Raw genomic sequence first — 19875 nt, forward strand, 5'->3', positions numbered from 1 at the left:
GCTCCGGCCGCGCGCGCGTGCGGCGCTGCGGCCAGGCGGCCGGGCGGCCGGCGGATCAGGCGGGTGGGAGCACCTTCGCGACCAGCTTGGCCAGCTCCCGCAGCGCCTTGCCACGGTGACTGACCGCGTCCTTCTCCTCGGGCGTCAGCTCCGCGTTGGTCCGCTCCTGCCCGTCACCGAGAAAGATCGGGTCGTAGCCGAAGCCGCCGTCGCCGCGCGGCGCGCGCAGCAGCCGACCGGACTGGCGGCCGTCGACCAGGTGCTCCTTGCCGCCCGGCAGCACCAGCGCGACGGTGCAGACGAACGCGGCGCCCCGGTGCTCGTCCGGCACGTCGCCGATCTGGTCCAGCACGAGCTGGAGGTTGGCGTGGTCGTCGCCGTGCCGGCCGGACCAGCGGGCGCTGAACACACCCGGCATGCCGTTGAGCGCGTCCACCGCCAGCCCGGAGTCGTCGGCGATGGTCGGCAGGCCGGTGCGCCGGCAGCCCTCCCGCGCCTTGATCAGCGCGTTCTCACCGAAGGTGAGGCCGGTCTCCGGCAGCTCCGGGTACTCCTCGACGTCGTCGAGCCCGAGCAGGGCGATCCGGTGCGCGCCGAGCGCGCCGTCCAGGATCCGCTGGAGCTCGACCAGCTTCTTCCGGTTCCGGGTGGCGAGCAGGACCTTGTTCATGACGAGAGCGCCTTCCGCTGCGCGTCGGTCAGTTCCAGGCAGCCCGCCACGCCCAGGTCGAGCAGCGCGTCGAGCTGGTCGCGGGCGAAGACGCCCGCCTCGCCCGTACCCTGCACCTCGACGAAGTCGCCGGTGCCGGTGCAGACCACGTTCATGTCGACCTCGGCGGTGACGTCCTCGGCGTAGCAGAGGTCGAGCATCGCCTCGCCGCCGATCACCCCGACGCTCACCGCGGCCACCGAGCGGTGCATCACCTTCTCCACCTTGCCCGCCAGCGCCTTGCGCTCGGCCAGCCAGGTCACCGCGTCGTGCAGCGCGACGTACGCGCCGGTGATCGCGGCGGTACGGGTACCGCCGTCGGCCTGGAGCACGTCGCAGTCCAACACGATCGAGTTCTCGCCGAGCGCCTTGAGGTCGACGCAGGCGCGCAGGCTGCGGCCGATCAGCCGGGAGATCTCGTGGGTTCGCCCGCCGACCTTGCCGCGGACGCTCTCCCGGTCCGAGCGGGTGTTCGTGGCCCGGGGCAGCATCGCGTACTCGGCAGTCACCCAGCCCAGCCCGGAACCCTTGCGCCAGCGGGGCACGCCCTCGGTGACGCTCGCCGTGCAGAGGACCCGGGTCGCGCCGAACTCGACGAGCACCGAGCCCTCCGGGTGGGTGCTCCAGCCCCGGGTCAGGGTCACCGGTCGGAGTTGGTCGGGCCGCCGCCCGTCAGGTCGCGCCATGCCTGCACCCTATGCGGTGCGGTGATCGCACCGCCCGCGGGTGCCCGCCGAGGAGAACCGGCCGCCGCCGGGCTCAGATCTCGTAGCAGGCGCCGGGCCGCACCACGTCCAGCGGCCCGGCGTACGCCCCGGCCGCCGCCTCCACCGTCTGCGACTCGCTGCCCCAGGCCGGTACGAGATGGGTGAGCAGGAGCCGGCCCACGCCCGCCTTGGTGGCCGCCTCGCCGGCCTCCCGGCCGGTCAGGTGCAGGTCCGGCGGGTTCTCCACGCCGTCCATGTAGCTCGCCTCGCAGAGGAACACGTCGGCGTCCTGGGCCAGGCGCAGCAGCGCCTCACAGGGCGCGGTGTCGGCGGAGTAGCAGAACACCCGGCCGCCGTGCTCCAGCCGCACCCCGTACGTCTCGACCGGGTGGTTCATCCGGTCGACGGTGACGCTGAACGGGCCGATCGGAAACGTGCCCGGCTGGAGACCGTAGAACTGGTAGACGTCCTCCACCGAGCCTTCCTCCTGCCCGTACGCCATGGCGAGCCGGTCGGGCGCGCCGGAGGGGGCGTACATCGGCAGGGGCGGGTACGGACCGTCCGGCGCGTACCGGCGCACCACCACGTAGGACACGGCGTCGAACATGTGGTCGCAGTGCAGGTGGGTGAGGAGGACGGCGTCGGGGGCGTGCAGCCCGACGTAGCGCTGGAGCGTGGAGAGCGACCCCACCCCGAAGTCGATCAGAAGCCGGAAGCCCTCGGCTTCCATGAGATAGGCCGAGCAGGGGGATTCGGGCCCCGGGAAGCTGCCCGCGCAGCCGAGGACGGTCAGTCTCATCCGGTGGCCTCGATCTCACGATGAGTAGTCGATGCGCCGGCGGCGGCGCCGCCGATGATCTCTACCGACGCGCTCGCCACGCTGCGCAGCCTACGCGTCGCCCCGGTCGAGCAAGAATCATCTGCCGGAAGTTGTCATCAACGTGACACCCATACACGTCCGCTCCGGACGAGACCGGCGGTCCGGCCGGCGGGCACGCCACCGACCGGACCGGCCATCGGTCCGTCAGGCCCAGAGCTGACCGTCCAGGGCCTCCTCCGCGTCGGCGAGGGTGCCGCCGTACGCGCCGGTCGAAAGGTATTTCCAGCCGCCGTCACAGACCACGAACGCCACGTCCGCGCGGCGGCCGTCGCGGACCGCCTCGTGCGCCACCGCGAGTGCGGCGTGCAGGATGGCGCCGGTGGAGAACCCGGCGAAGATGCCCTCCACCTCGACGAGCTGACGGGTACGCAGCACCGCGTCCCGGGTGCCCACGGAGAAGCGGCGGGACAGCACCCCGGCGTCGTACAGCTCGGGCACGTAGCCCTCGTCGATGTTGCGCAGGCCGTAGACCAGCTCGCCGTAGCGCGGCTCGGCCGCCACGATCTGGATGCCTTCGACCTTCTCCCGCAGGAAGCGCCCGGTGCCCATGAGCGTGCCGGTGGTGCCCAGCCCGGCCACGAAGTGGGTGATGCCCGGCAGGTCCTGGAGCAGCTCCGGCCCGGTCGTCTCGTAGTGCGCCCGGGCGTTCGCCTCGTTGCCGTACTGGTAGAGCATCACCCAGTCCGGGTGCTCGGCGGAGATCTGCTTCGCGGTCGCGACCGCCTGGTTCGAGCCGCCGGCCGCCGGCGAGAAGATGATCTCCGCGCCGTACATCCGGAGCAGCTGCACCCGTTCGGTGGAGACGTTCTCCGGCATCACGCAGACCAGGCGATAGCCGCGCAGCTTCGCCACCATGGCCAGCGAGATGCCGGTGTTGCCGCTCGTCGGCTCCAGGATCGTGTCACCGGGACGCAGCCGGCCGGACTCCTCGGCCGCGCGGACCATGAACAGCGCCGCGCGGTCCTTGATGCTGCCGGTCGGGTTCCGGTCCTCCAGCTTGGCCCAGAGCCGCACCGGCGGCGCCCCGGCGGGAACCGTCGGCGAGAGCCGGGGCAGCCCGACCAGCGGGGTGCCGCCACACGCGTCGAGCAGGCTGTCGTACCGCGCCATCGCGGGCCCCCCTCAGCGGGCGGCGCGCGTGGAGACCGCGTGCGAGGCGATCGCCGCGGCGGCCGCGAAGCCGAACGCGCCACCGGCCACGGCCGGCAGGACGGTCACGCTGTCGCCGTCGTTGAGCTTGGCGTCGAGCGCGCCGAGGAAGCGGACGTCCTCGTCGTTGACGTAGACGTTGACGAACCGGTGCAGCGCGCCCGCGTCGGTGACCAGGCGCGCCTTCAGGCCGCCGTGCCGGGAGTCCAGGTCGGCGATCAGATCGGCGAGCGTGTCGCCGCTGCCCTCGACGACCTTCGCGCCGCCGGTGTAGCTGCGCAGGATGGTGGGAATGCGAACCTCGATAGCCATGATGTCTCGTGCTCCTCGTTCGAGATCGTGCCAGGTGACGGGAAAAGGAAGGTGCCGGCGCTGATGGTCAGCGGTCGGAACACTCGTAGTCGACCGTCGCCGGGCTCTGCCCGAACATGTAGGACTGGACGGCGTTCGGGTCCACGGCGGCATCCACGATCTGCACCGGTTCCTCGGTGATCACGCCGTCGATGATCCGGAAGGAGCGGATCTCCTCGGTGTCGGGCTCGCGGGTCGAGACGAGCAGGTAGTGCGCGCCCGGCTCGCCGGCGAAGGAGACGTCCGTACGCGACGGGTAGGCCTCCGTCGCGGTGTGCGAGTGGTAGATGACGACCGGTTCCTCGTCGCGGTCGTCCATCTCGCGCCACACCCGCAACTGCTCCATCGAGTCGAACTCGTAGAACGTCATGGAGCGGGCGGCGTTGTCCATCGGGATGTGCCGGGTCGGGGTGTCACTGCCGACGGGGCCGGCGACCACGCCGCACGCCTCGTCCGGGTGGTCCCGACGCGCGTGGGCGACGATCGCGTCGATGATCGACCGGTCGATGCTCAGCACGCCGCCAAGCCTAGCGCCTGGTCGTCCCGGACTGCGAGGTGGCAACCGTCACCACTCAGTCGATGAGCGCGTTGAGCAGGGATTCCTGGAGATATCCGAGATAGGCGTAGACCGACAGTTGGAACACCCGGGACGAACCCGGGTCCGCGGCCACCGCGTCGTCGAGTTCCTCACCCAGGTCGGTGCCGTCCTTGATCTCCAGGCGTACGCCCATCGCGAGCCGGGCGTCGTTGAGCGCGCGCAGCCACGCCTCGGCCGCCTCCGCGTCCAGCCGCACCTCGCCGCCGGCGTCCCCGTCGGGCAGCGCGGCGAGGACGGCGCCCGCCTGGTCGATCTTGCCGGTCTTGAGATCGCCCTCGGTGTAGCGGCGGAACTCGGCCGTGCCGGCGTCGTCGTCCGGATAGACGTCGGGGAAGAGCCGCCCGACCACCGGGTCGCTGTGGTCGAAGCCGTCGGTCAGCAGGCCGACCACCTCGTTGGCGACCTTGCGCAGCACCCGGACCTCGTCCACGGCGAACGTGGCCACGTAGTGGTCGCCGCGGCGGCGGAACATGCTCATGAGCGGTCCACCGTCGCCCACAGCCCGTACGCGTGCAGCTGCGCCGCGTCGTGCTCCATCCGCTCCCGGGCGCCGCTGGAGACCACGGCCTTGCCCTTGTGGTGCACGTCCAGCATGAGCCGCTCCGCCTTCTCCCGGCTGTACCCGAAGAGCTTCTGGAACACCCAGGTCACATACGTCATCAGGTTGACCGGATCGTCCCAGACGATGGTCACCCATGGCCGGTCGGAGACCGGCACCTCTTCGGTGTCCGGCGTCTCGACCGGCGCAACCTGTGGAGCCGCCATGCCCCCCATCGTGCCACCGGATCCGGGGAACCGATGAACCGGAACCGCGCGGCGGTCGTCGTCACCCGCCCGGGCCGCGTACGCGAGCCCGGGTCGCCGCGTGCCGGCGGCGTCGTCAGGCAAGCAGGATGCCGTGGTCGACAGCATCGGCGAGCACCGAGCCGAGCGAGAGACGGATCACCTCGAAGCGGCGGGCCACCTCGCGGGACAGTTCGAGTTCGACCTCGCGCAGCGCGCGCTGGGCCCAGGAGCGAGCGGCGTTCGGGTCGTTGTTGCCGGGTGCCCGCCAGTGCTGCCAGCAGCCGCCGTTGAGGGCGACGCCGACCGGCGGGAGCACCTCGTCGCGCTGCGCGCCGGGCAGCCCGGCCAGCGCGTCCAGGGCGCCGGCGCCGGTGAGCCCGGCGACCCCGGCCGTGCTGGTCACCAGGAGCACCCGGTCCAGTTCGGGGGCGTCCGGGTGGTCGGCCAGGCCCCAGCGCACCGCGTGGGTGATGCGCCGGCGTACGCCCTCGGCCAGCGGCGCGCCGAAGACCCGGGCGGCGGCCTCGTCGACCAGCCCTCGCACCGCCTCGTCGCACTGGGCCGTGGCGAGCAGCGACAGCGCCTCCAGCTCCCGGTCGAGCATCTGCGGCAGGCCGGCGCAGCCGACCCCGAAGACGATCTCCTGCACCACCCGCAGGTGGATGTTCGCCAGTTCCAGGGCGAGGTGCTGGCGGATCCGGCGGGCGCAGGCACGGGCCTGACGGTCGATCCGGTCGGCCAGTTCGCCCGGCTCGACGCCGGCGAGCACCGGCACCCGGCCGTGCGCGCCGGACGGCACCGGTGGGTGGGCGCTGCCGCGGCGCAGCACCTCGTCGGCGGCCCAGTTCACCAGCGCGCGGCGCAGGTGCGGCAGCTCGGCGCGGCGGGCCGGGAACCACCGGGCCGGGGTGAGCGCCGGCACCGCGGCCAGCAGGGCCGCGCGGTGCGCCTCGATGGAGACCGACACCGGGTCGAGCCGCCGGGTGGGCCCGGTCCGGCCGGACGGCGGCACGTCCGGCATCCGGGCGGCGTCGCCGGGCGCCGGGCCGGTCGCGCCCGGCGTGACGGCGAAGAACACCTCGACCCGGGTACGCGCCACCTCGGCGAGCAGATGCAGCTCGGCCGCGCTGAACGCCTGGTCGGCGGAGATCACGAAGAGCAGCGCGCCGGCCCGGCCGACGGCGTCGCGCAGCACCCGGCCGCCGGCCACACCGAGCGTGCCGGTGTCCGGCGTGTCGACCACCGCGAAGTGCCGCAGCAGCGGATCGGGCAGGCTCAGTTCGACCCGGCGCGGCGGCCGGGCCAGCGCCGGGCCGGCCGCGAGCGGGTCGGCGCCGTAGGCGTGCGGCTGGCGGTAGCCCGGGACGTACGCGGCGCGGGTGGCGGTGGCGGCGTGCTGGACCAGCAGGTTGCTGCCCGGCGGCACGGCGAGCGTCGCGGCCTCGATCCCGAGCAGGCCGACGATCAGCTCACGCCGGTTCGCGCCGGCCGGACCGGCGACGACCACCGCCATCGGCTCGTCCGGCCGGGGTTCGGTCACCCCGAGCCGGGTCGGCAGCGGGGCGCATCCGGAGGGCTCGGCCTGACTGTGCGGGTCGGGCACGTCGACCGAAGGGAGCGAACCTGGTGTCATCAGGTGGGCCTCCCGGTCGGGCGACCGGGGTATCGGTCGCGGGTCTCCCCTGGTTGCAGGGGCTGCCGGAAGAGTACGGGTGTCGGCCATCCGACAGCCAACATGTCCGGTACTCACGGGTAATGGACAGATTACTCAACTTCGCTGCGTGACGGTACGCACGCGGACGGAACATGGTCGATATGCTGCGTCGATGAGTAGGTGGGAGTTCGTCGGCCGTACGGATGAACTCAACCGTCTGTTGTCGGCGGTCGGCGGCCCGGAGGGGCGCGGGTTGCTCCTCAGCGGCGACGCCGGGGTCGGCAAGAGCCGGCTGCTGCGCGAGGGGGTGGCCGCGCTCTCCCCCGAGCGGTACGCGATCTGGTCCGTCGCGGCCAGTGCCACCACCGCCGCGCTGCCGTTCGGCGGGCTGGTCCAGGTGCTCCCCGCCTCGCAGCCGCAGGGCCTGTCCCCCGCCGGCATCCTGCGCTGGGCCATGGACGTGCTCCAGGAACAGGCCGCCGGCCGGCCCGTCGTGCTCGCCATCGACGACGCGCACCTGCTGGATCCGCCGTCGGCGGCGCTCGTGCACCTGGTCGCCCGGTCGGAGAACGCCTACGTGATCGGGACGCTGCGCAACGGCGAACAGGTCCCGCTGCCGATCCGCGCACTCTGGACGGACGACCTCGTCGACCTGGTCGAGCTGGGCCCGCTGTGCCGCAGCGAGACCACCGGGCTGCTCGCCGCCATCCTCGGTGGGCCGGTCGACGCCTGTTCCTCGGACCGGCTGTTCCAGCTCTCCGCCGGCAACCCGCTGCTGCTGCGGGAGCTGGTGCTGGCTGCCGACGACGCGCTGAACCGCAGGTACGGGATCTGGACCTGGACCGGCCGGCTGGGGCTGGCACCCAACCTCACCGAACTCATCGACACGCGGATCGGCCAGCTCACCCCCGGCGTCCGGGGAGTCGTCGAGCTGGTCGCCTTCGGCGAGCCGCTGGGCCTGCAACTGCTGGAACGGGCGGTCGACCCGGCGGACGTGGAGACGGCCGAGGAACGCGGGCTCATCACGCTGGTGCACGACGACCGGCGGCTCAACGTCCGCCTGGCGCACCCGCTCTACGGCGAGGTGATGCGGCGGCGCTGCCCGGTCAGCCGCACCCGCCGCCTCCAGGCCACCCTGGCCGGCCTGCTGGAGCAGGTGGGCAAGCGCCGCCGGGAGGACCTGCTGCGCGTCGCGGTGTGGCGGCTCGACTCGGGTACGGCGCAGGACGTGGGCCTGCTGCTCGAAGCGGCGGTGCAGGCGTTCGGCCGGTACGACGTGCCGCTGGCCACCCGGCTGGCCCGGGCCGCGCTGGAGGCGGGCGGCGGCACGGACGCGGCGGAACTGCTCGCCACCATCCTGATGTTCGGCGACCGGCCGGACGAGGCGATCGGCGTGCTCGACCAGGTCGCCGGCGAGATCCACGACGACCGGCGGCGCAGCCGGTGGCTGACCGTCCGGGGCATGGTCAGCTACTGGGGGCTCAACCGCGAGTCCACGGTGGAGGAGATCGCCGCGCGTGCCGAGGAGCTGGACGACCCGGCCGACCGGGCCCGGGTACGCGCGTTCGAGGCCATCATGCGGCTGCACCGGCTCGACGTCGACGTCGCGGTACGGCTGGCCCAGGAGGTGCTGGACCGGCCGGCCGCCCCGATGGCCGCCCGGGAGCTGGCCCGCTGCACGCTCGCCCACCTCCAGGCCGCCCAGGGGCAGTACCAGCTCAGCACCACCGCGATCGCCCGGGTGCAGGCCGAGGCGGCATGCTGGCGGGCCGACATGCCCTACCTCCAGCTCGCCATGGAACTGGCCCGGGGCACCCGGCTGACGCTCTCCGGCGACCTGCCCGGCATCGACGCGATCGTCGCCGACGAGTTCGCCGACCTGGCGGGCGCCGGCGACTTCCGGCTCGGCACCGGCTACCTGGCCATCCTGCAGGCGTACGCGGCGCGGCTGCGCGGGCGCGGCGACGACGCGCTGCGGACCAGCCTGGAGGCGTGCGCGGTGCTCGCCACCAGCCGGGTGTACGCGGGCCTCGCGCACGCCGAGCGAGCCCAGGCCGCCGCGCTGCGCGGAGACGCGACGCACGCGGCCGAGGCGATGGCCGAGGCGGACCGGACGCACGCGCCGGGCATGGCGGTGCTCTACCCGTGGCTGGAACAGGCCCGGGGCGCGGTCCAGGCCGCCACGGGCGACCTGCCGGGGGCCACCAAGCACCTGTGCGCGCTCGCCGACCGGCTGCGTGAGGACGGCCTGGCCGGGCACGAGCTGCTCGTCCTGCTCGACCTGGTCCGGCTGGACCAGGCCGCCGCGCCGGTCGGCCCGACCTGCACCGACGGTGGCCGGCGCACCGTGGCGCAACGCCTGGCCGAACTCTCCGAGCAGGTCGACGGCGTGCTGCCGCCGCTCGTCGCCCGGTTCGGCCGGGCCGCCGTCGACGGCTCCCCGGAGGCGCTGCTCGCCGTCGCCGACGGCTTCGCCGACCGGGAGCTGACCGTGTACGCGGCCGAGGCGACCGCGCTGGCGCTGCACCGGACGCGACACGTCCGCGCCGGCGCCACCGGGCCGATCCGGGACCGCCTGGCCGATCTGCTGCGCCGCTGCGACGAGATCTCCACCCCGGCGCTGCGGCTGCTGCGCCCCACGCTGAGCGAACGGGAGTGGGAGATCGCCCGGCTGGCCGCCGACGGTGTGACCAGCCGCGCCATCGCCGAACGGCTGTTCCTGTCCACGCGCACGGTGGAGAACCACCTCCAGCGCGTCTACAGCAAACTCGGCGTCGCCGGGCGCGGCGAGTTGCGGGCCGCACTGCGGTCCATGCCGGGGCACGACGGCGCGGACCCGGGCTGAACTCTAGGCTGGGGCGGTGAGCTCCCTTCGCCCCGCGCTGCTGACCGACCACTACGAGCTGACCATGGTCAGCGCGGCCCTGCGTGACGGCACGGCCGACCGACGCTGCGTCTTCGAGGTGTTCAGCCGGCGGCTGCCGGCCGGGCGTCGGTACGGCGTGGTCGCCGGAACCGGCCGGCTGATCGAGATGATCCGCGACTTCCGGTTCGACCCGGCGGAGATCGACTTCCTGCGCCGTACCGGTGTGGTGGACGAGCCGGCCGCGCAGTGGCTGGCCGACTACCGGTTCACCGGCGACATCGACGGCTACGCCGAGGGCGAGCTGTTCTTCCCCGGCTCCCCGATCCTCACCGTGTCCGGCACGTTCGCCGAGTGCGTGGTGCTGGAGACGCTCGTGCTGTCGGTGCTCAACCACGACTGCGCGGTCGCCGCCGCGGCGGCCCGGATGGTCACCGCGGCCCGGGGCCGGGCGCTGATCGAGATGGGCTCCCGCCGGGCACACGAGGAGGCCGCCGTCGCCGCCGCGCGGGCCGCCTACCTGGCCGGGTTCCGGTTCACCTCCAACCTGGCCGCCGGGCAGCGCTACGGCATCCCCACCGCGGGCACCGCCGCACACGCCTTCACGCTCCTGCACGACGACGAGCGGGCCGCGTTCGCCTCCCAGGTCGCCACGCTGGGCAAGGACACCACGCTGCTCGTCGACACGTACGACATCGCCCAGGGCATCCGCAACGCGATCGCGGTGGCCGGGCCGGAGCTGCGGGCGGTCCGGATCGACTCCGGCGACCTCGCCGTGATCGCCCAGCAGTCCCGGGAACTGCTCGACTCGCTCGGCGCCACCGAGACGAAGATCATCGTCTCGGGCGACCTCGACGAGTACGCCATCGCCGCGCTCGCCGCCGAACCGGTCGACATGTACGGCGCCGGCACCGCTGTGGTGACCGGCTCCGGAGCGCCCACCGCCGGCCTGGTCTACAAGCTGGTCGAGGTGGAGGGGCGACCGGTGGTCAAGCGCTCCGAGCACAAGGCCACCATCGGCGGCCGGAAGGTCGCGGTCCGCCGGCACAAGCCGACCGGCACCGCCACCGAGGAGGTCATCGTGCCGCAGGGCGTACCGGACCGGCAGCCGAACGACCGGCTGCTCCAGCACTCGTACGTGGTGTCGGGCGAGCCGGAGACGCTGCCCTCGCTGGAGGAGTCCCGGGACCACCTGCGCCAGTGCCTGATCTCGATCCCGTGGGAGGGGCTCAAGCTCTCCGCCGGGGATCCCGCCGTACCCGTGACCGTCGTACCCGCGAGCTGAGGAGGAACCCGTCAGATGGCGAACGCCCTGATCATCGTGGACGTGCAGAACGACTTCTGCGAGGGCGGCTCCCTCGCGGTCGGCGGCGGAGCCGGAGTGGCAGCGGGCATCTCCCGGCTGCTCGCCGCCGAGCCCGACCGGTGGGACCACGTGGTCGCGACGAAGGACTACCACATCGACCCGGGCGCGCACTTCGGCGACCCGCCGGACTACGTCGACTCCTGGCCCCGGCACTGCGTGGTCGGCACCGCCGGTTCCGAGTTCCACAGCGAGCTGGCGACCGACCGGGTGGAGGCGATCTTCCACAAGGGCGAGCACGCGGCCGCGTACTCCGGTTTCGAAGGCCACGCCACCGACGGCGAGTGCCTGGCCGACTGGCTGCGGCGGCACGACGTGGACCAGGTCGACGTGGTGGGCATCGCCACCGACCACTGCGTGCGCGCGACCGCCCTGGACGCCGCCCGGGAGGGCTTCCGGACCACTGTGCTGCTCGACCTGACCGCCGCTGTCGCGCCGGACACGCTCGACGTGGCGCTGCGGGCGCTCGACGGCGCCGGGGTGACCATGGTGGGCGAGCCTGTGATCACCGCCGCTTGACCGGATAATCGCTTGCGGGTGTCCTACCCCGGCCCCAGGATGGCGCCGGAGGTACGGACCGTCGTGAACCTGAAGCCTTACCGGGAGGCGCTCGCCCTACCCGGTCTCCGATCGTTGCTGCTGGTGTCGGTCCTGGCCCGCGTGCCGCTGACCGCCACCGGGGTGACGCTCACCTTCTACGTGGTGCTCGACCTGGGCCGCGGCTACGGCGCCGCCGGCCTGGTCGGCGCCGCGTCGACGATCGGCGCGGCGGTCGGCGCCCCACTGCTCGGGCGGCTCATCGACCGCCGAGGGCTCCGGCCGGTGCTGGTGCTCACCACAGTCGCCGAGGCGCTGTTCTGGTCCGCCGCGCCCACGCTGCCGTACCCGGTGCTGCTGCCCGCCGCGTTCCTCGCCGGGCTGCTCGCCCTGCCGATCTTCTCGATGATCCGCCAGTCGATCGCCGCGCTCGTGCCGGTGGAGAAGCGCCGACCCGCGTACGCGCTGGACTCGATCGCGATGGAGCTGTCGTTCATGGTCGGCCCGGCGCTCGCCGTCGCCCTGGCCACCGCCGTCACGCCGCGCCTGACGCTCTGGGCGGTCGGCGCCGGGATCGTCGGCTCCGGCATCTGTTTCTGGCTGCTCAACCCGCCGGTCCGCGCCGCCGACGAGCAGGCCGGGCCGCAGCGCCCGGTGCACCGCCGCGAGTGGCTCACCCCGCGTCTGCTCGCCGTGCTGGCCGTCAGCCTCGCCGGCACGCTGGTGCTCGGCGGCACCGACGTCGCAGTGGTCGCCGTGCTCCGCTCCGGCGGCGAGATCGGCTGGACCGGCGCCGTGCTGGCCGCCTGGGCGGTCGCCTCGCTGGCCGGCGGCTTCGCCTACGGCGCGGTACGCCGCTCGTTCTCCCCGCTGGCGCTGATGGCCGCGCTGAGCCTCGCCACCATCCCGGTCGGGCTGGGCGGGTCGCACTGGTGGCTGCTCTGTCTCGCGCTGATCCCGGCCGGAGCGCTCTGCGCCCCCACCCTCGCATCCACCTCCGACGCGGTCAGCCGGCTGGCCCCGCCCTCCGTACGGGGCCTGGCCATGGGCCTGCACGGCTCGGCCGTGACAGTGGGCATCGCGCTCGGCGCACCGCTGGCCGGTGCGGTCATCGACGCGACGGCACCCGTGTGGGGCTTCGTGGTCACCGGTGCGATCGGCGCGCTGGTGGCGCTGGCGGTGCTCCCGATCGAGCTGCGCCACCGCCGTACCGCAGCCGTCACCCCCACCCCTACCCTCGAGCCCGACTTGACCCCCGCGCCCTTGTAGCCCCCGGCCTCCGCGCCCGCCCTCGGCCTCCGCCCTCGCCCCGCCCTCCCGAAGTTGACCAAGGAGTTCACGTCCTCCCCAGCGGCGTAGACCGCCCCAAACCCCTTGATCACCGGACGCGGCAGGGGCGCCATCGGGCCTCCCCGGGCGTGATCAAGGAGTTTGTGTCCGCGCCGGCCCGCTGAATTGCCACAAACTCCTTGATCACGGGGCGCAGCGCGCGGCGCTGGCCCCACCCCAGCCTGACCCGCACGACTGCTCCAAGGCGGCCCGGGCTAGCCCAACCCGGGCTGGGCTGACCTGGTCGCTGGTCCGACCCGAACCCGGTCCGCCCCGGCACCTGGTCCGACCCGGTACCTGATCCGGTGATCATGAAGTTAGCGGGGACAAAACGGACGCCGATCGCCGCCAACTTCATGATCGACGCGAGGGGACGCACGCGGAGGGGGCGCGGGCGGAGGGAGCGCGGGCGGAGGGAGCGCGGGCGGAGGGGGCGCGGGCGGAGGGAGCGCGGGTGGGAAAAGGGCGGGCGCCGCGCCCCGGCAAAGGGGTGCGGCGCCCGTCTCGACGTGGCGGTGCGGTGGTGCTAGCGCTGGTCGAGGTTGCCTGCGGTGTCCTCCTGGTAGCTGGCGCCACCGTTGACCTCGCTGGTCAGCGGCTTGGCACCACCCTCGGGCGGACCGGCGAGGCTCTGCCCGGCGGCCAGCTCGGGGAACTTCGCGTCGAACGCCGGCCGCTCGGAGCGGATGCGCGGCATCCGGTCGAAGTTGCGCAGCGGCGGCGGGGAGCTGGTGGCCCACTCGAGCGAGTTGCCGTGACCCCACGGGTCGTCGACCTCGACCACCGGGCCGGTCTTGTACGACCTCCAGCAGTTCCAGATGAACGGCAGCGTCGAGATACCGGTGATGAACGCGCCGATCGTGGAGATCGTGTTCAGCGTGGTGAAGCCGTCGGCGGCCTGGTAGTCGGCGTACCGGCGCGGCATGCCCTCGTTGCCCAGCCAGTGCTGCACCAGGAACGTGGTGTGGAAGCCGATCATGGTCAGCCAGAAGTGGATCTTGCCGAGCCGCTCGTCGAGCATCCGGCCGAACATCTTCGGGAACCAGAAGTAGATGCCGGCGAACACGGCGAACACGATGGTGCCGAAGAGCACGTAGTGGAAGTGCGCCACCACGAAGTACGAGTCGTGCAGGTGGAAGTCGAGCGGCGGGCTGGCCAGCAGCACGCCGGTGAGGCCACCGAAGAGGAAGGTCACCAGGAAGCCGATCGAGAACAGCATCGGCGTCTCGAACGTGATCTGGCCCCGCCACATGGTGCCGATCCAGTTGAAGAACTTCATACCGGTGGGCACGGCGATCAGGTAGCTCAGGAAGCTGAAGAACGGCAGCAGCACCTGGCCGGTGGCGAACATGTGGTGCGCCCAGACGCTCATCGACAGGGCGGCGATGGCGATGGTGGCGGCCACGAGGCCCTTGTAGCCGAAGATCGGCTTCCGGGAGAACACCGGGATGATCTCGCTGATGATGCCGAAGAACGGCAGCGCGATGATGTACACCTCGGGGTGACCGAAGAACCAGAACAGGTGCTGCCAGAGCATCGGCCCGCCGGTCGCCGGGTCGTACACGTGGGCGCCCATCAGGCGGTCCGCGGCGAGCGCGAACAGCGCGGCGGCCAGCAGCGGGAAGACCAGGATCGCCAGCAGGCTGGTGACCAGCATGTTCCAGGTGAAGATCGGCATCCGGAACATGGTCATGCCGGGTGCGCGCAGCGTCAGGATCGTGGTGATCAGGTTGACCGCGCCGAGGATCGTGCCCAGACCGGAGATGGCCAGGCCGACGACCCACATGTTGGCGCCGACGCCCGGGGCGTGGTCGGCGGTGCTCAGCGGCGTGTACGCGGTCCAGCCGAAGTCGGCCGCGCCACCCGGGGCGATGAAGCCCGCGGTGGCGAGCGTGCCGCCGAACAGGTACAGCCAGTAGGCGAACGCGTTGAGCCGGGGGAACGACACGTCCGGCGCGCCGATCTGCAGCGGCACCACGTAGTTCGCGAAGGCGAACACGATCGGCGTCGCGAAGAACAGCAGCATGATCGTGCCGTGCATGGTGAAGAGCTGGTTGTACTGCTCGGGCGACAGGAACTGAAGGCCCGGTTGCGCGAGTTCGGCGCGCATGATCAGGGCCATCAGGCCACCGATCATGAAGAACACGAACGCGGTGACCATGTACATGATCCCGATCTGCTTCGCGTCCGTGGTGCGCAGCAGCCGCGCGATGGCCGACCCCTTGACCGGCTCGCGGACCGGCCAGGGCCGGGTCACGACCGGCTTGGGTGCGACGGTGGTCACGAGTGGCCTCCGGTTCTGGTTGTCCCGCATCGGCGCGCTGGTCATCGGCGCAGCCGTCATCCGCAAGGAGGATAGTCCCCGGTAGGTGGCCTCGCCGCGTGGGGTGGGCGGCTACGATCTCCCGCCCTTCAGAGCGGGCCGGTCAGGAGCCGGTAGTGCTCCCGGAAGATCCTTCCGCCGCGTCCGCGCAGCAACGGGTCGCGCAGCGCCGGCGGCACGTCGCGGGTGCGGTTGCGGTCCCGGGTCCGGTCCCGCACCCAGCGGGTACGCGGGCGGCGACGACTCTCGTACGCGAGCAGTGCGGCGTCGACGCTGCCGGCGGCCCGCAGCGACTCGGCGAGCACGACGGCGTCCTCCAGTGCCATGGCGGCACCCTGGGAGAGCGTCGGCGCGGTGGCGTGAGCGGCATCACCGACGAGCAGCACCCGGCCGTGGAACCAGCGTCCCAGCTCGACCTCCTCGGTGCGCTCGACGCACACGGTCTCCAGCGCGGCCAGCACCTCGGGCACCGGGCCGCCGTAGGAGCCGAACAGCTCGTGCAGGCGGGCCAGCGGATCGGCGGGCAGGTCGGTGCCGGCCTCGTCGGCGTAGCAGTAGAGCCGCCCGGCGCCGAGCGGCACCACCAGGAACCCGGCCCGCTGGCCGAGCAGGGCGGTCCAGTCCGCGATGCGGGGGCCGCCGCGCACCAGGGCGCGGTAGACCACCTGCCCGGCGGGGCGTGGCGGTCCGCCGAGCGCGGCGAGCGTGCGTACCGCCGAGCGGGGTCCGTCGGCGCCGACGACCAGGTCGTACTCCGCTGTGGTGCCGTCGGTGAAGCCGACGGCGACCCCGCCGGGCAGCGGGTCGACGGTGCTCACCTCGGCGCCGTGGCGCACCGCGCCGCCGGCGCCGGTGAGCAGCACCCGGTGCAGTTCGGCCCGGGGCAGCGCCCGGCACTCCCCCACGCCGGCCCAGAGCGCGTCGAGGTCGACCTCGCACAGCGGCGCTCCGGCGGCGTCGAGGAAGCGCTGCCGGTGGATCACCTGGCCGAGCGGGCGCAGCGGCCCGTCGAGGTCGAGCCGGCGCATCGCCCGGGCGGCGTTGCCGGGCAGGTAGAGGCCGCTCTCGGTCGACTCGGTGGGTGGCAGCCGCTCGGTGACGTCGGGCCGGAACCCCGCCAGGCGCAGCGCCCGGGCCACGGCAAGGCCGGCGATGCCCGCGCCGACGACGAGGATGCGCAGGGGGGAACCACCCATCACGGGGTACGCCTCCGGAGGGGGATCGGAACGCGTTGGAGGCAAGACATTACTCGCCGCAACCAGGCGGCGGAAGTGCCCGTGCGCCCTGGCGCGGGCCGCCGGTCGGCGGCGCACCCCGTCCCACCGGCAGGAATCCCGCATCCATCTGGGGGAAGGGGGCGGCTGCGGCACCCTCGCGCGCCACCGGCCGGACGCGGAGCGTTAACGAGCTCGGCGCATTTGCGCAATGATTCGAGACATGTAAATGTGTTCCTTGCATCGTGGGAGCGCTCCCGCCCGTACCACCGACCGAACCGGCGCCGTCCCCGCGCCGAGCCAAGGAGCATCATGAAGCGTCCACTCAGGGCCCTCGCGGCGGCCGGACTGCTCGCCGCCGGCACCATCGTCGCCGTCGCGCTCGGCGGCACCGCCTCCGCCGACACCCAGATCTGCGAGCAGTACGGCTCGACCACGATCGGCGGCAAGTACGTGGTGCAGAACAACCGCTGGGGCACCAGTGCCCAGCAGTGCATCAACGTCACCTCGACCGGCTTCTCCATCACCCGGGCGGACGGCTCCGCGCCGACCAACGGGGCGCCGGTCGCGTACCCGTCGATCTTCGTGGGCTGCCACTACACCAACTGCTCGCCCGGCACGAACCTGCCGGTGCAGGTGAAGAACATCAGCAGCGCGCCGTCCAGCATCAGCTACAACTACGTCAGCGGCGCGATCTTCAACGCGTCGTACGACATCTGGCTCGACCCGTCACCCAAGCGCGACGGCGTGAACCAGATGGAGATCATGATCTGGCTCAACCGGCAGGGCTCGATCCAGCCCATCGGCTCGCCGGTCGGCACCGCCACCATCGCCGGCCGCACCTGGGAGGTCTGGCGCGGCAGCAACGGCTCCAACAACGTCATCTCGTACCTGTCGCCGTCGGCCATCCCCAGCTTCAGCTTCGACGCGCTGGCGTTCATCAACGACACCCGTAACCGGGGCGCGATCACGAACGACTGGTACCTGACCAGCATCCAGGCCGGCTTCGAGCCGTGGCAGGGCGGCGTCGGGCTGGCGGTCAACTCGTTCTCGCAGAACGTCAACACCGGCTCCAACCCGCCGCCGACCTCGCCCGGACCGACCACGCCCCCGCCGTCGGGCGGCGCGTCCTGCACCGTCACCTACAAGGCGGCGAACGTCTGGAACAACGGCTTCACCGCCGACGTGACGGTCAAGAACACCGGCTCCGGCACGATCAACGGCTGGACGCTCAACTACAACCTGCCCTCCGGGCAGACCGTCACCAACGCGTGGAACGCCACTGTCAGCCAGAGCGGCTCCGCGGTGACCGCCCGCAACGCCGGCTACAACGGCACGCTGGCGCCCGGGGCGTCCACCAGCTTCGGCTACCAGGCGACGCTGAACGGCAGCTACTCCGCACCGAGCAGCTTCACGCTCAACGGCTCCACCTGCGCCCGCGGCTGATCACCGCACACGCGAAAGGGGCGCGGTCCGCTGCGGACCGCGCCCCTTTCCGTGCGTACGCCTCAGCCGGCGAGGGCGTCGATGTCGCGCATCTCCTCGGCGGTGAGCGAGAACCCGAACACGTCGGCGTTGGCGCGGATGCGTTCCGGCGTGACCGACTTCGGGATGACCACGATCTCGTGGTCGATGTGCCAGCGCAGCACCACCTGGGCCGGGGACACGTCGTGCGCCTGGGCGATGCGGACCAGCACCGGGTCGGACAGGTCACTTGTCTTGAACGGGCTGTACCCCTCCAGCGCCACCCCCCGGTCCCGGTGCGCGACGTGCGTCTGCCTGTCGTACAGCGACGGGCTCCAGCGGATCTGGTTGACCGCGGGCGTCTCCTCGGTGGCCTGGATCAGCTCGTCGATCTGCCCGATCGAATAGTTGCTCACCCCGACCGTGCGCGCCATGTTCTCGTCCCGCGCGGCGAGCATCTCCCGCCACACCGGGATGCTGTCGCCGGGCGCGGACGGCGGCCAGTGCACCAGCCACAGGTCGACGTAGTCGGTGTCCAGGGCGGCCAGGCTGGCCTCGATGGTCTCCCGCTCCCGGCCCACCCGGTCCGGCGGCAGCTTCGTGGTGATGAAGACGTCCTCCCGGCGCAGCCCGCTCTCCTTGACCGCCCGCCCGACCTCCTTCTCGTTGCCGTACATGGTGGCGGTGTCGATGTGGCGGTAGCCGGCGTCGAGCGCGGCGAGCACGGCCTGGTAGCCGGCCTCACCGGTGGCCTGCCACGTGCCGAAGCCGAGCAGCGGGATCCGGACGTCGCCGGTGAGCGGAAGGGTGGGCTGGTCGCTGTCCATGCCCCCCGTTCTACCCCGGTTCGTCGCACACACACCGGCATCCCGGCGCGCGCGGCGCGTCTGGGGGAGGATGCGGGGATGGCGGACCGGCTGGACGAGTACCGGCGCAAACGGGACGCCGCGCGTACCCCGGAACCGGTGCCCGAGCGGGCTTCCGGGCGGAAGCGGTCCGCGCGGCGCGCACCCCGCTTCGTCATCCAGCAGCACCACGCCCGGAGCCTGCACTGGGACCTGCGCCTGGAGCACGACGGCGTGCTCGCCTCCTGGGCGGTGCCGCGCGGCCTGCCCCGCGACCCGGGTCGCAACCACCTCGCCGTGCCCACCGAGGACCACCCGATGGAATACCTCACGTTCCACGGGGAGATCCCGGCCGGCGAGTACGGCGGCGGACGGATGATCGTGCACGACACCGGCACCTACCGCGCGGAGAAGTGGCGCGACGACGAGGTGATCGTGGTGCTCGACGGCGAGCGCACGAAGGGCCGGTACGTGCTGTTCGCCACCGGTGGCCGGGGCCGGGACTGGATGGTCAGGCGCACCGACCCGGCGCCGGAGGGCTGGACGCCGATGCCCGACCTGGTCCGCCCGATGCTGGCCACCGAGGGCGGACGGCTGCCGCGCGACACCGACGCCTGGGGGTACGAGCTGCGCTGGGCGGGCGTACGGGCGATGGCGTACGTCTCGGGCGGCCGGCTGCGGCTGCTCGACGGCGACGACACGGAGGTCACCGGGGACTACCCGTGGGCGCGGGCGATGGCCGAGACGCTGGCCCCGGCCGAGGCGGTGATCGACGGTGTGCTCGTGCGGATCGACCCGGCCGGGCGGGTCCGGCCGCCGACCCGGCGCGACGGGCAGTTCCTCGCCGTCGACCTGCTCTGGCTGGAGGGCGTGTCCAGCCTCGACGTGCCGTACGCGCAACGCCGTGACCTGCTCGACGGTCTGGCGCTCGCCGGTCCGCACTGGCAGACTCCGCCGTGGTTCCCGGGAGTCGGCGCGGACGCCCTACGGGCCGCCCGTGAGCAGGGGCTCCCGGGAGTGGTGGCGAAACGCCTCGACTCCCCGTACGAGCCGGGCCGGCGCAGCCGGCACTGGCTGAGCATCGACGCGAGCTGAGGACCACC

18 protein-coding genes are annotated in these 19875 nt (G+C 72.8%); 6 read left to right on the plus strand and 12 right to left on the minus strand.

The features are described 5' to 3' along the window. Positions 1-55 precede the first annotated feature (55 nt). The 9 genes from rdgB to O7607_RS06800 form a co-directional block, all read right to left on the minus strand. Positions 56-670 (minus strand): RdgB/HAM1 family non-canonical purine NTP pyrophosphatase, encoded by a 615-nt coding sequence (rdgB, locus tag O7607_RS06760; RefSeq protein ID WP_269701792.1) that lies wholly within the window; start codon positions 668-670, stop codon positions 56-58. Beyond that, positions 667-1395 (minus strand): ribonuclease PH, encoded by a 729-nt coding sequence (rph, locus tag O7607_RS06765; protein WP_269701793.1) that lies wholly within the window; start codon positions 1393-1395, stop codon positions 667-669. Before rph ends, rdgB begins: the two co-directional genes overlap by 4 nt. 73 nt (positions 1396-1468) lie before the next feature. Beyond that, positions 1469-2215 carry an MBL fold metallo-hydrolase gene (locus O7607_RS06770; protein ID WP_269701795.1) on the minus strand — a complete coding sequence of 249 codons (747 nt, stop codon included), beginning with the start codon at positions 2213-2215 and terminating at the stop codon, positions 1469-1471. 225 nt (positions 2216-2440) lie between these two features. Next, the gene (locus O7607_RS06775) at positions 2441-3406 is read right to left on the minus strand and encodes a PLP-dependent cysteine synthase family protein (RefSeq protein ID WP_269701797.1); all 966 of its coding nucleotides are present in this window, start codon (positions 3404-3406) and stop codon (positions 2441-2443) included. Positions 3407-3418: 12 nt separating this feature from the next. Further along, on the minus strand, positions 3419-3757 hold the full coding sequence (locus O7607_RS06780; RefSeq protein ID WP_091329859.1) for a MoaD family protein: 339 nt from the start codon (positions 3755-3757) through the stop codon (positions 3419-3421). 67 nt (positions 3758-3824) lie between these two features. Further along, positions 3825-4313, minus strand: coding sequence for a M67 family metallopeptidase (locus tag O7607_RS06785; protein ID WP_269701798.1), 489 nt, complete (start codon positions 4311-4313; stop codon positions 3825-3827). A gap of 55 nt (positions 4314-4368) precedes the next feature. Continuing rightward, on the minus strand, positions 4369-4872 hold the full coding sequence (locus O7607_RS06790) for a DUF2017 domain-containing protein (protein WP_269701800.1): 504 nt from the start codon (positions 4870-4872) through the stop codon (positions 4369-4371). Further along, positions 4869-5159, minus strand: a complete 291-nt coding sequence (gene clpS / locus O7607_RS06795) for an ATP-dependent Clp protease adapter ClpS (protein WP_018786685.1) — start codon at positions 5157-5159, stop codon at positions 4869-4871. Before clpS ends, O7607_RS06790 begins: the two co-directional genes overlap by 4 nt. Before the next feature lie 115 nt (positions 5160-5274). Continuing rightward, a complete protein-coding gene (locus tag O7607_RS06800; protein ID WP_269701802.1) occupies positions 5275-6813 on the minus strand; it encodes a hypothetical protein in 1539 nt (512 codons plus the stop codon). Positions 6814-7006: 193 nt separating this feature from the next. Here O7607_RS06800 and O7607_RS06805 point away from each other — a divergent pair, with 193 nt between their 5' ends. The 4 genes from O7607_RS06805 to O7607_RS06820 are packed head-to-tail and all read left to right on the plus strand — an operon-like array spanning position 7007 to position 12866. After that, positions 7007-9679: a helix-turn-helix transcriptional regulator gene (locus O7607_RS06805; protein ID WP_269701804.1), complete on the plus strand. Its 2673-nt coding sequence runs from the start codon at positions 7007-7009 to the stop codon at positions 9677-9679. 16 nt (positions 9680-9695) lie between these two features. Next, on the plus strand, positions 9696-10982 hold the full coding sequence (locus O7607_RS06810; RefSeq protein WP_269701805.1) for a nicotinate phosphoribosyltransferase: 1287 nt from the start codon (positions 9696-9698) through the stop codon (positions 10980-10982). A gap of 15 nt (positions 10983-10997) precedes the next feature. Then, positions 10998-11579 carry an isochorismatase family protein gene (locus tag O7607_RS06815; RefSeq protein ID WP_269701806.1) on the plus strand — a complete coding sequence of 194 codons (582 nt, stop codon included), beginning with the start codon at positions 10998-11000 and terminating at the stop codon, positions 11577-11579. 39 nt (positions 11580-11618) lie between these two features. Next, positions 11619-12866, plus strand: coding sequence for an MFS transporter (locus O7607_RS06820; RefSeq protein ID WP_269706906.1), 1248 nt, complete (start codon positions 11619-11621; stop codon positions 12864-12866). A 586-nt stretch (positions 12867-13452) separates the two neighbouring features. Here the strand turns inward: O7607_RS06820 and ctaD are convergent. Both ctaD and O7607_RS06830 read right to left on the minus strand, forming a co-directional pair. Next, positions 13453-15210, minus strand: a complete 1758-nt coding sequence (gene ctaD / locus O7607_RS06825; RefSeq protein ID WP_269706907.1) for an aa3-type cytochrome oxidase subunit I — start codon at positions 15208-15210, stop codon at positions 13453-13455. 128 nt (positions 15211-15338) lie between these two features. Next, a complete protein-coding gene (locus tag O7607_RS06830) occupies positions 15339-16445 on the minus strand; it encodes an FAD-dependent monooxygenase (protein ID WP_269701807.1) in 1107 nt (368 codons plus the stop codon). Between the two features lie 330 nt (positions 16446-16775). Here O7607_RS06830 and O7607_RS06835 point away from each other — a divergent pair, with 330 nt between their 5' ends. Beyond that, a complete protein-coding gene (locus O7607_RS06835; RefSeq protein WP_269701808.1) occupies positions 16776-17909 on the plus strand; it encodes a GH12 family glycosyl hydrolase domain-containing protein in 1134 nt (377 codons plus the stop codon). Between the two features lie 62 nt (positions 17910-17971). Here the strand turns inward: O7607_RS06835 and O7607_RS06840 are convergent, their stop codons facing one another. Beyond that, positions 17972-18754: an aldo/keto reductase gene (locus O7607_RS06840; protein ID WP_269701809.1), complete on the minus strand. Its 783-nt coding sequence runs from the start codon at positions 18752-18754 to the stop codon at positions 17972-17974. A 78-nt stretch (positions 18755-18832) separates the two neighbouring features. Between O7607_RS06840 and O7607_RS06845 the strand changes: the two genes are divergently transcribed. Further along, entirely contained in the window at positions 18833-19867 is a 1035-nt protein-coding gene (locus tag O7607_RS06845; RefSeq protein ID WP_269701810.1) for a DNA polymerase ligase N-terminal domain-containing protein, read from the plus strand. Positions 19868-19875 lie beyond the last annotated feature (8 nt).

It is taken from the genome of Micromonospora sp. WMMA1949, from assembly GCF_027460145.1.
Taxonomy (GTDB): domain Bacteria; phylum Actinomycetota; class Actinomycetes; order Mycobacteriales; family Micromonosporaceae; genus Micromonospora.

Bases quoted from the DNA above. Each gene is read 5' to 3' on its own strand.
- rdgB (WP_269701792.1), bottom strand. From the start codon at position 670: ATGAACAAGGTCCTGCTCGCCACCCGGAACCGGAAGAAGCTGGTCGAG.
- rph (WP_269701793.1), bottom strand. From the start codon at position 1,395: ATGGCGCGACCTGACGGGCGGCGGCCCGACCAACTCCGACCGGTGACC.
- O7607_RS06770 (WP_269701795.1), bottom strand. From the start codon at position 2,215: ATGAGACTGACCGTCCTCGGCTGCGCGGGCAGCTTCCCGGGGCCCGAA.
- O7607_RS06775 (WP_269701797.1), bottom strand. From the start codon at position 3,406: ATGGCGCGGTACGACAGCCTGCTCGACGCGTGTGGCGGCACCCCGCTG.
- O7607_RS06780 (WP_091329859.1), bottom strand. From the start codon at position 3,757: ATGGCTATCGAGGTTCGCATTCCCACCATCCTGCGCAGCTACACCGGC.
- O7607_RS06790 (WP_269701800.1), bottom strand. From the start codon at position 4,872: ATGAGCATGTTCCGCCGCCGCGGCGACCACTACGTGGCCACGTTCGCC.
- clpS (WP_018786685.1), bottom strand. From the start codon at position 5,159: ATGGCGGCTCCACAGGTTGCGCCGGTCGAGACGCCGGACACCGAAGAG.
- O7607_RS06800 (WP_269701802.1), bottom strand. From the start codon at position 6,813: ATGACACCAGGTTCGCTCCCTTCGGTCGACGTGCCCGACCCGCACAGT.
- O7607_RS06805 (WP_269701804.1), top strand. From the start codon at position 7,007: ATGAGTAGGTGGGAGTTCGTCGGCCGTACGGATGAACTCAACCGTCTG.
- O7607_RS06815 (WP_269701806.1), top strand. From the start codon at position 10,998: ATGGCGAACGCCCTGATCATCGTGGACGTGCAGAACGACTTCTGCGAG.
- O7607_RS06820 (WP_269706906.1), top strand. From the start codon at position 11,619: ATGGCGCCGGAGGTACGGACCGTCGTGAACCTGAAGCCTTACCGGGAG.
- O7607_RS06830 (WP_269701807.1), bottom strand. From the start codon at position 16,445: ATGGGTGGTTCCCCCCTGCGCATCCTCGTCGTCGGCGCGGGCATCGCC.
- O7607_RS06835 (WP_269701808.1), top strand. From the start codon at position 16,776: ATGAAGCGTCCACTCAGGGCCCTCGCGGCGGCCGGACTGCTCGCCGCC.
- O7607_RS06840 (WP_269701809.1), bottom strand. From the start codon at position 18,754: ATGGACAGCGACCAGCCCACCCTTCCGCTCACCGGCGACGTCCGGATC.
- O7607_RS06845 (WP_269701810.1), top strand. From the start codon at position 18,833: ATGGCGGACCGGCTGGACGAGTACCGGCGCAAACGGGACGCCGCGCGT.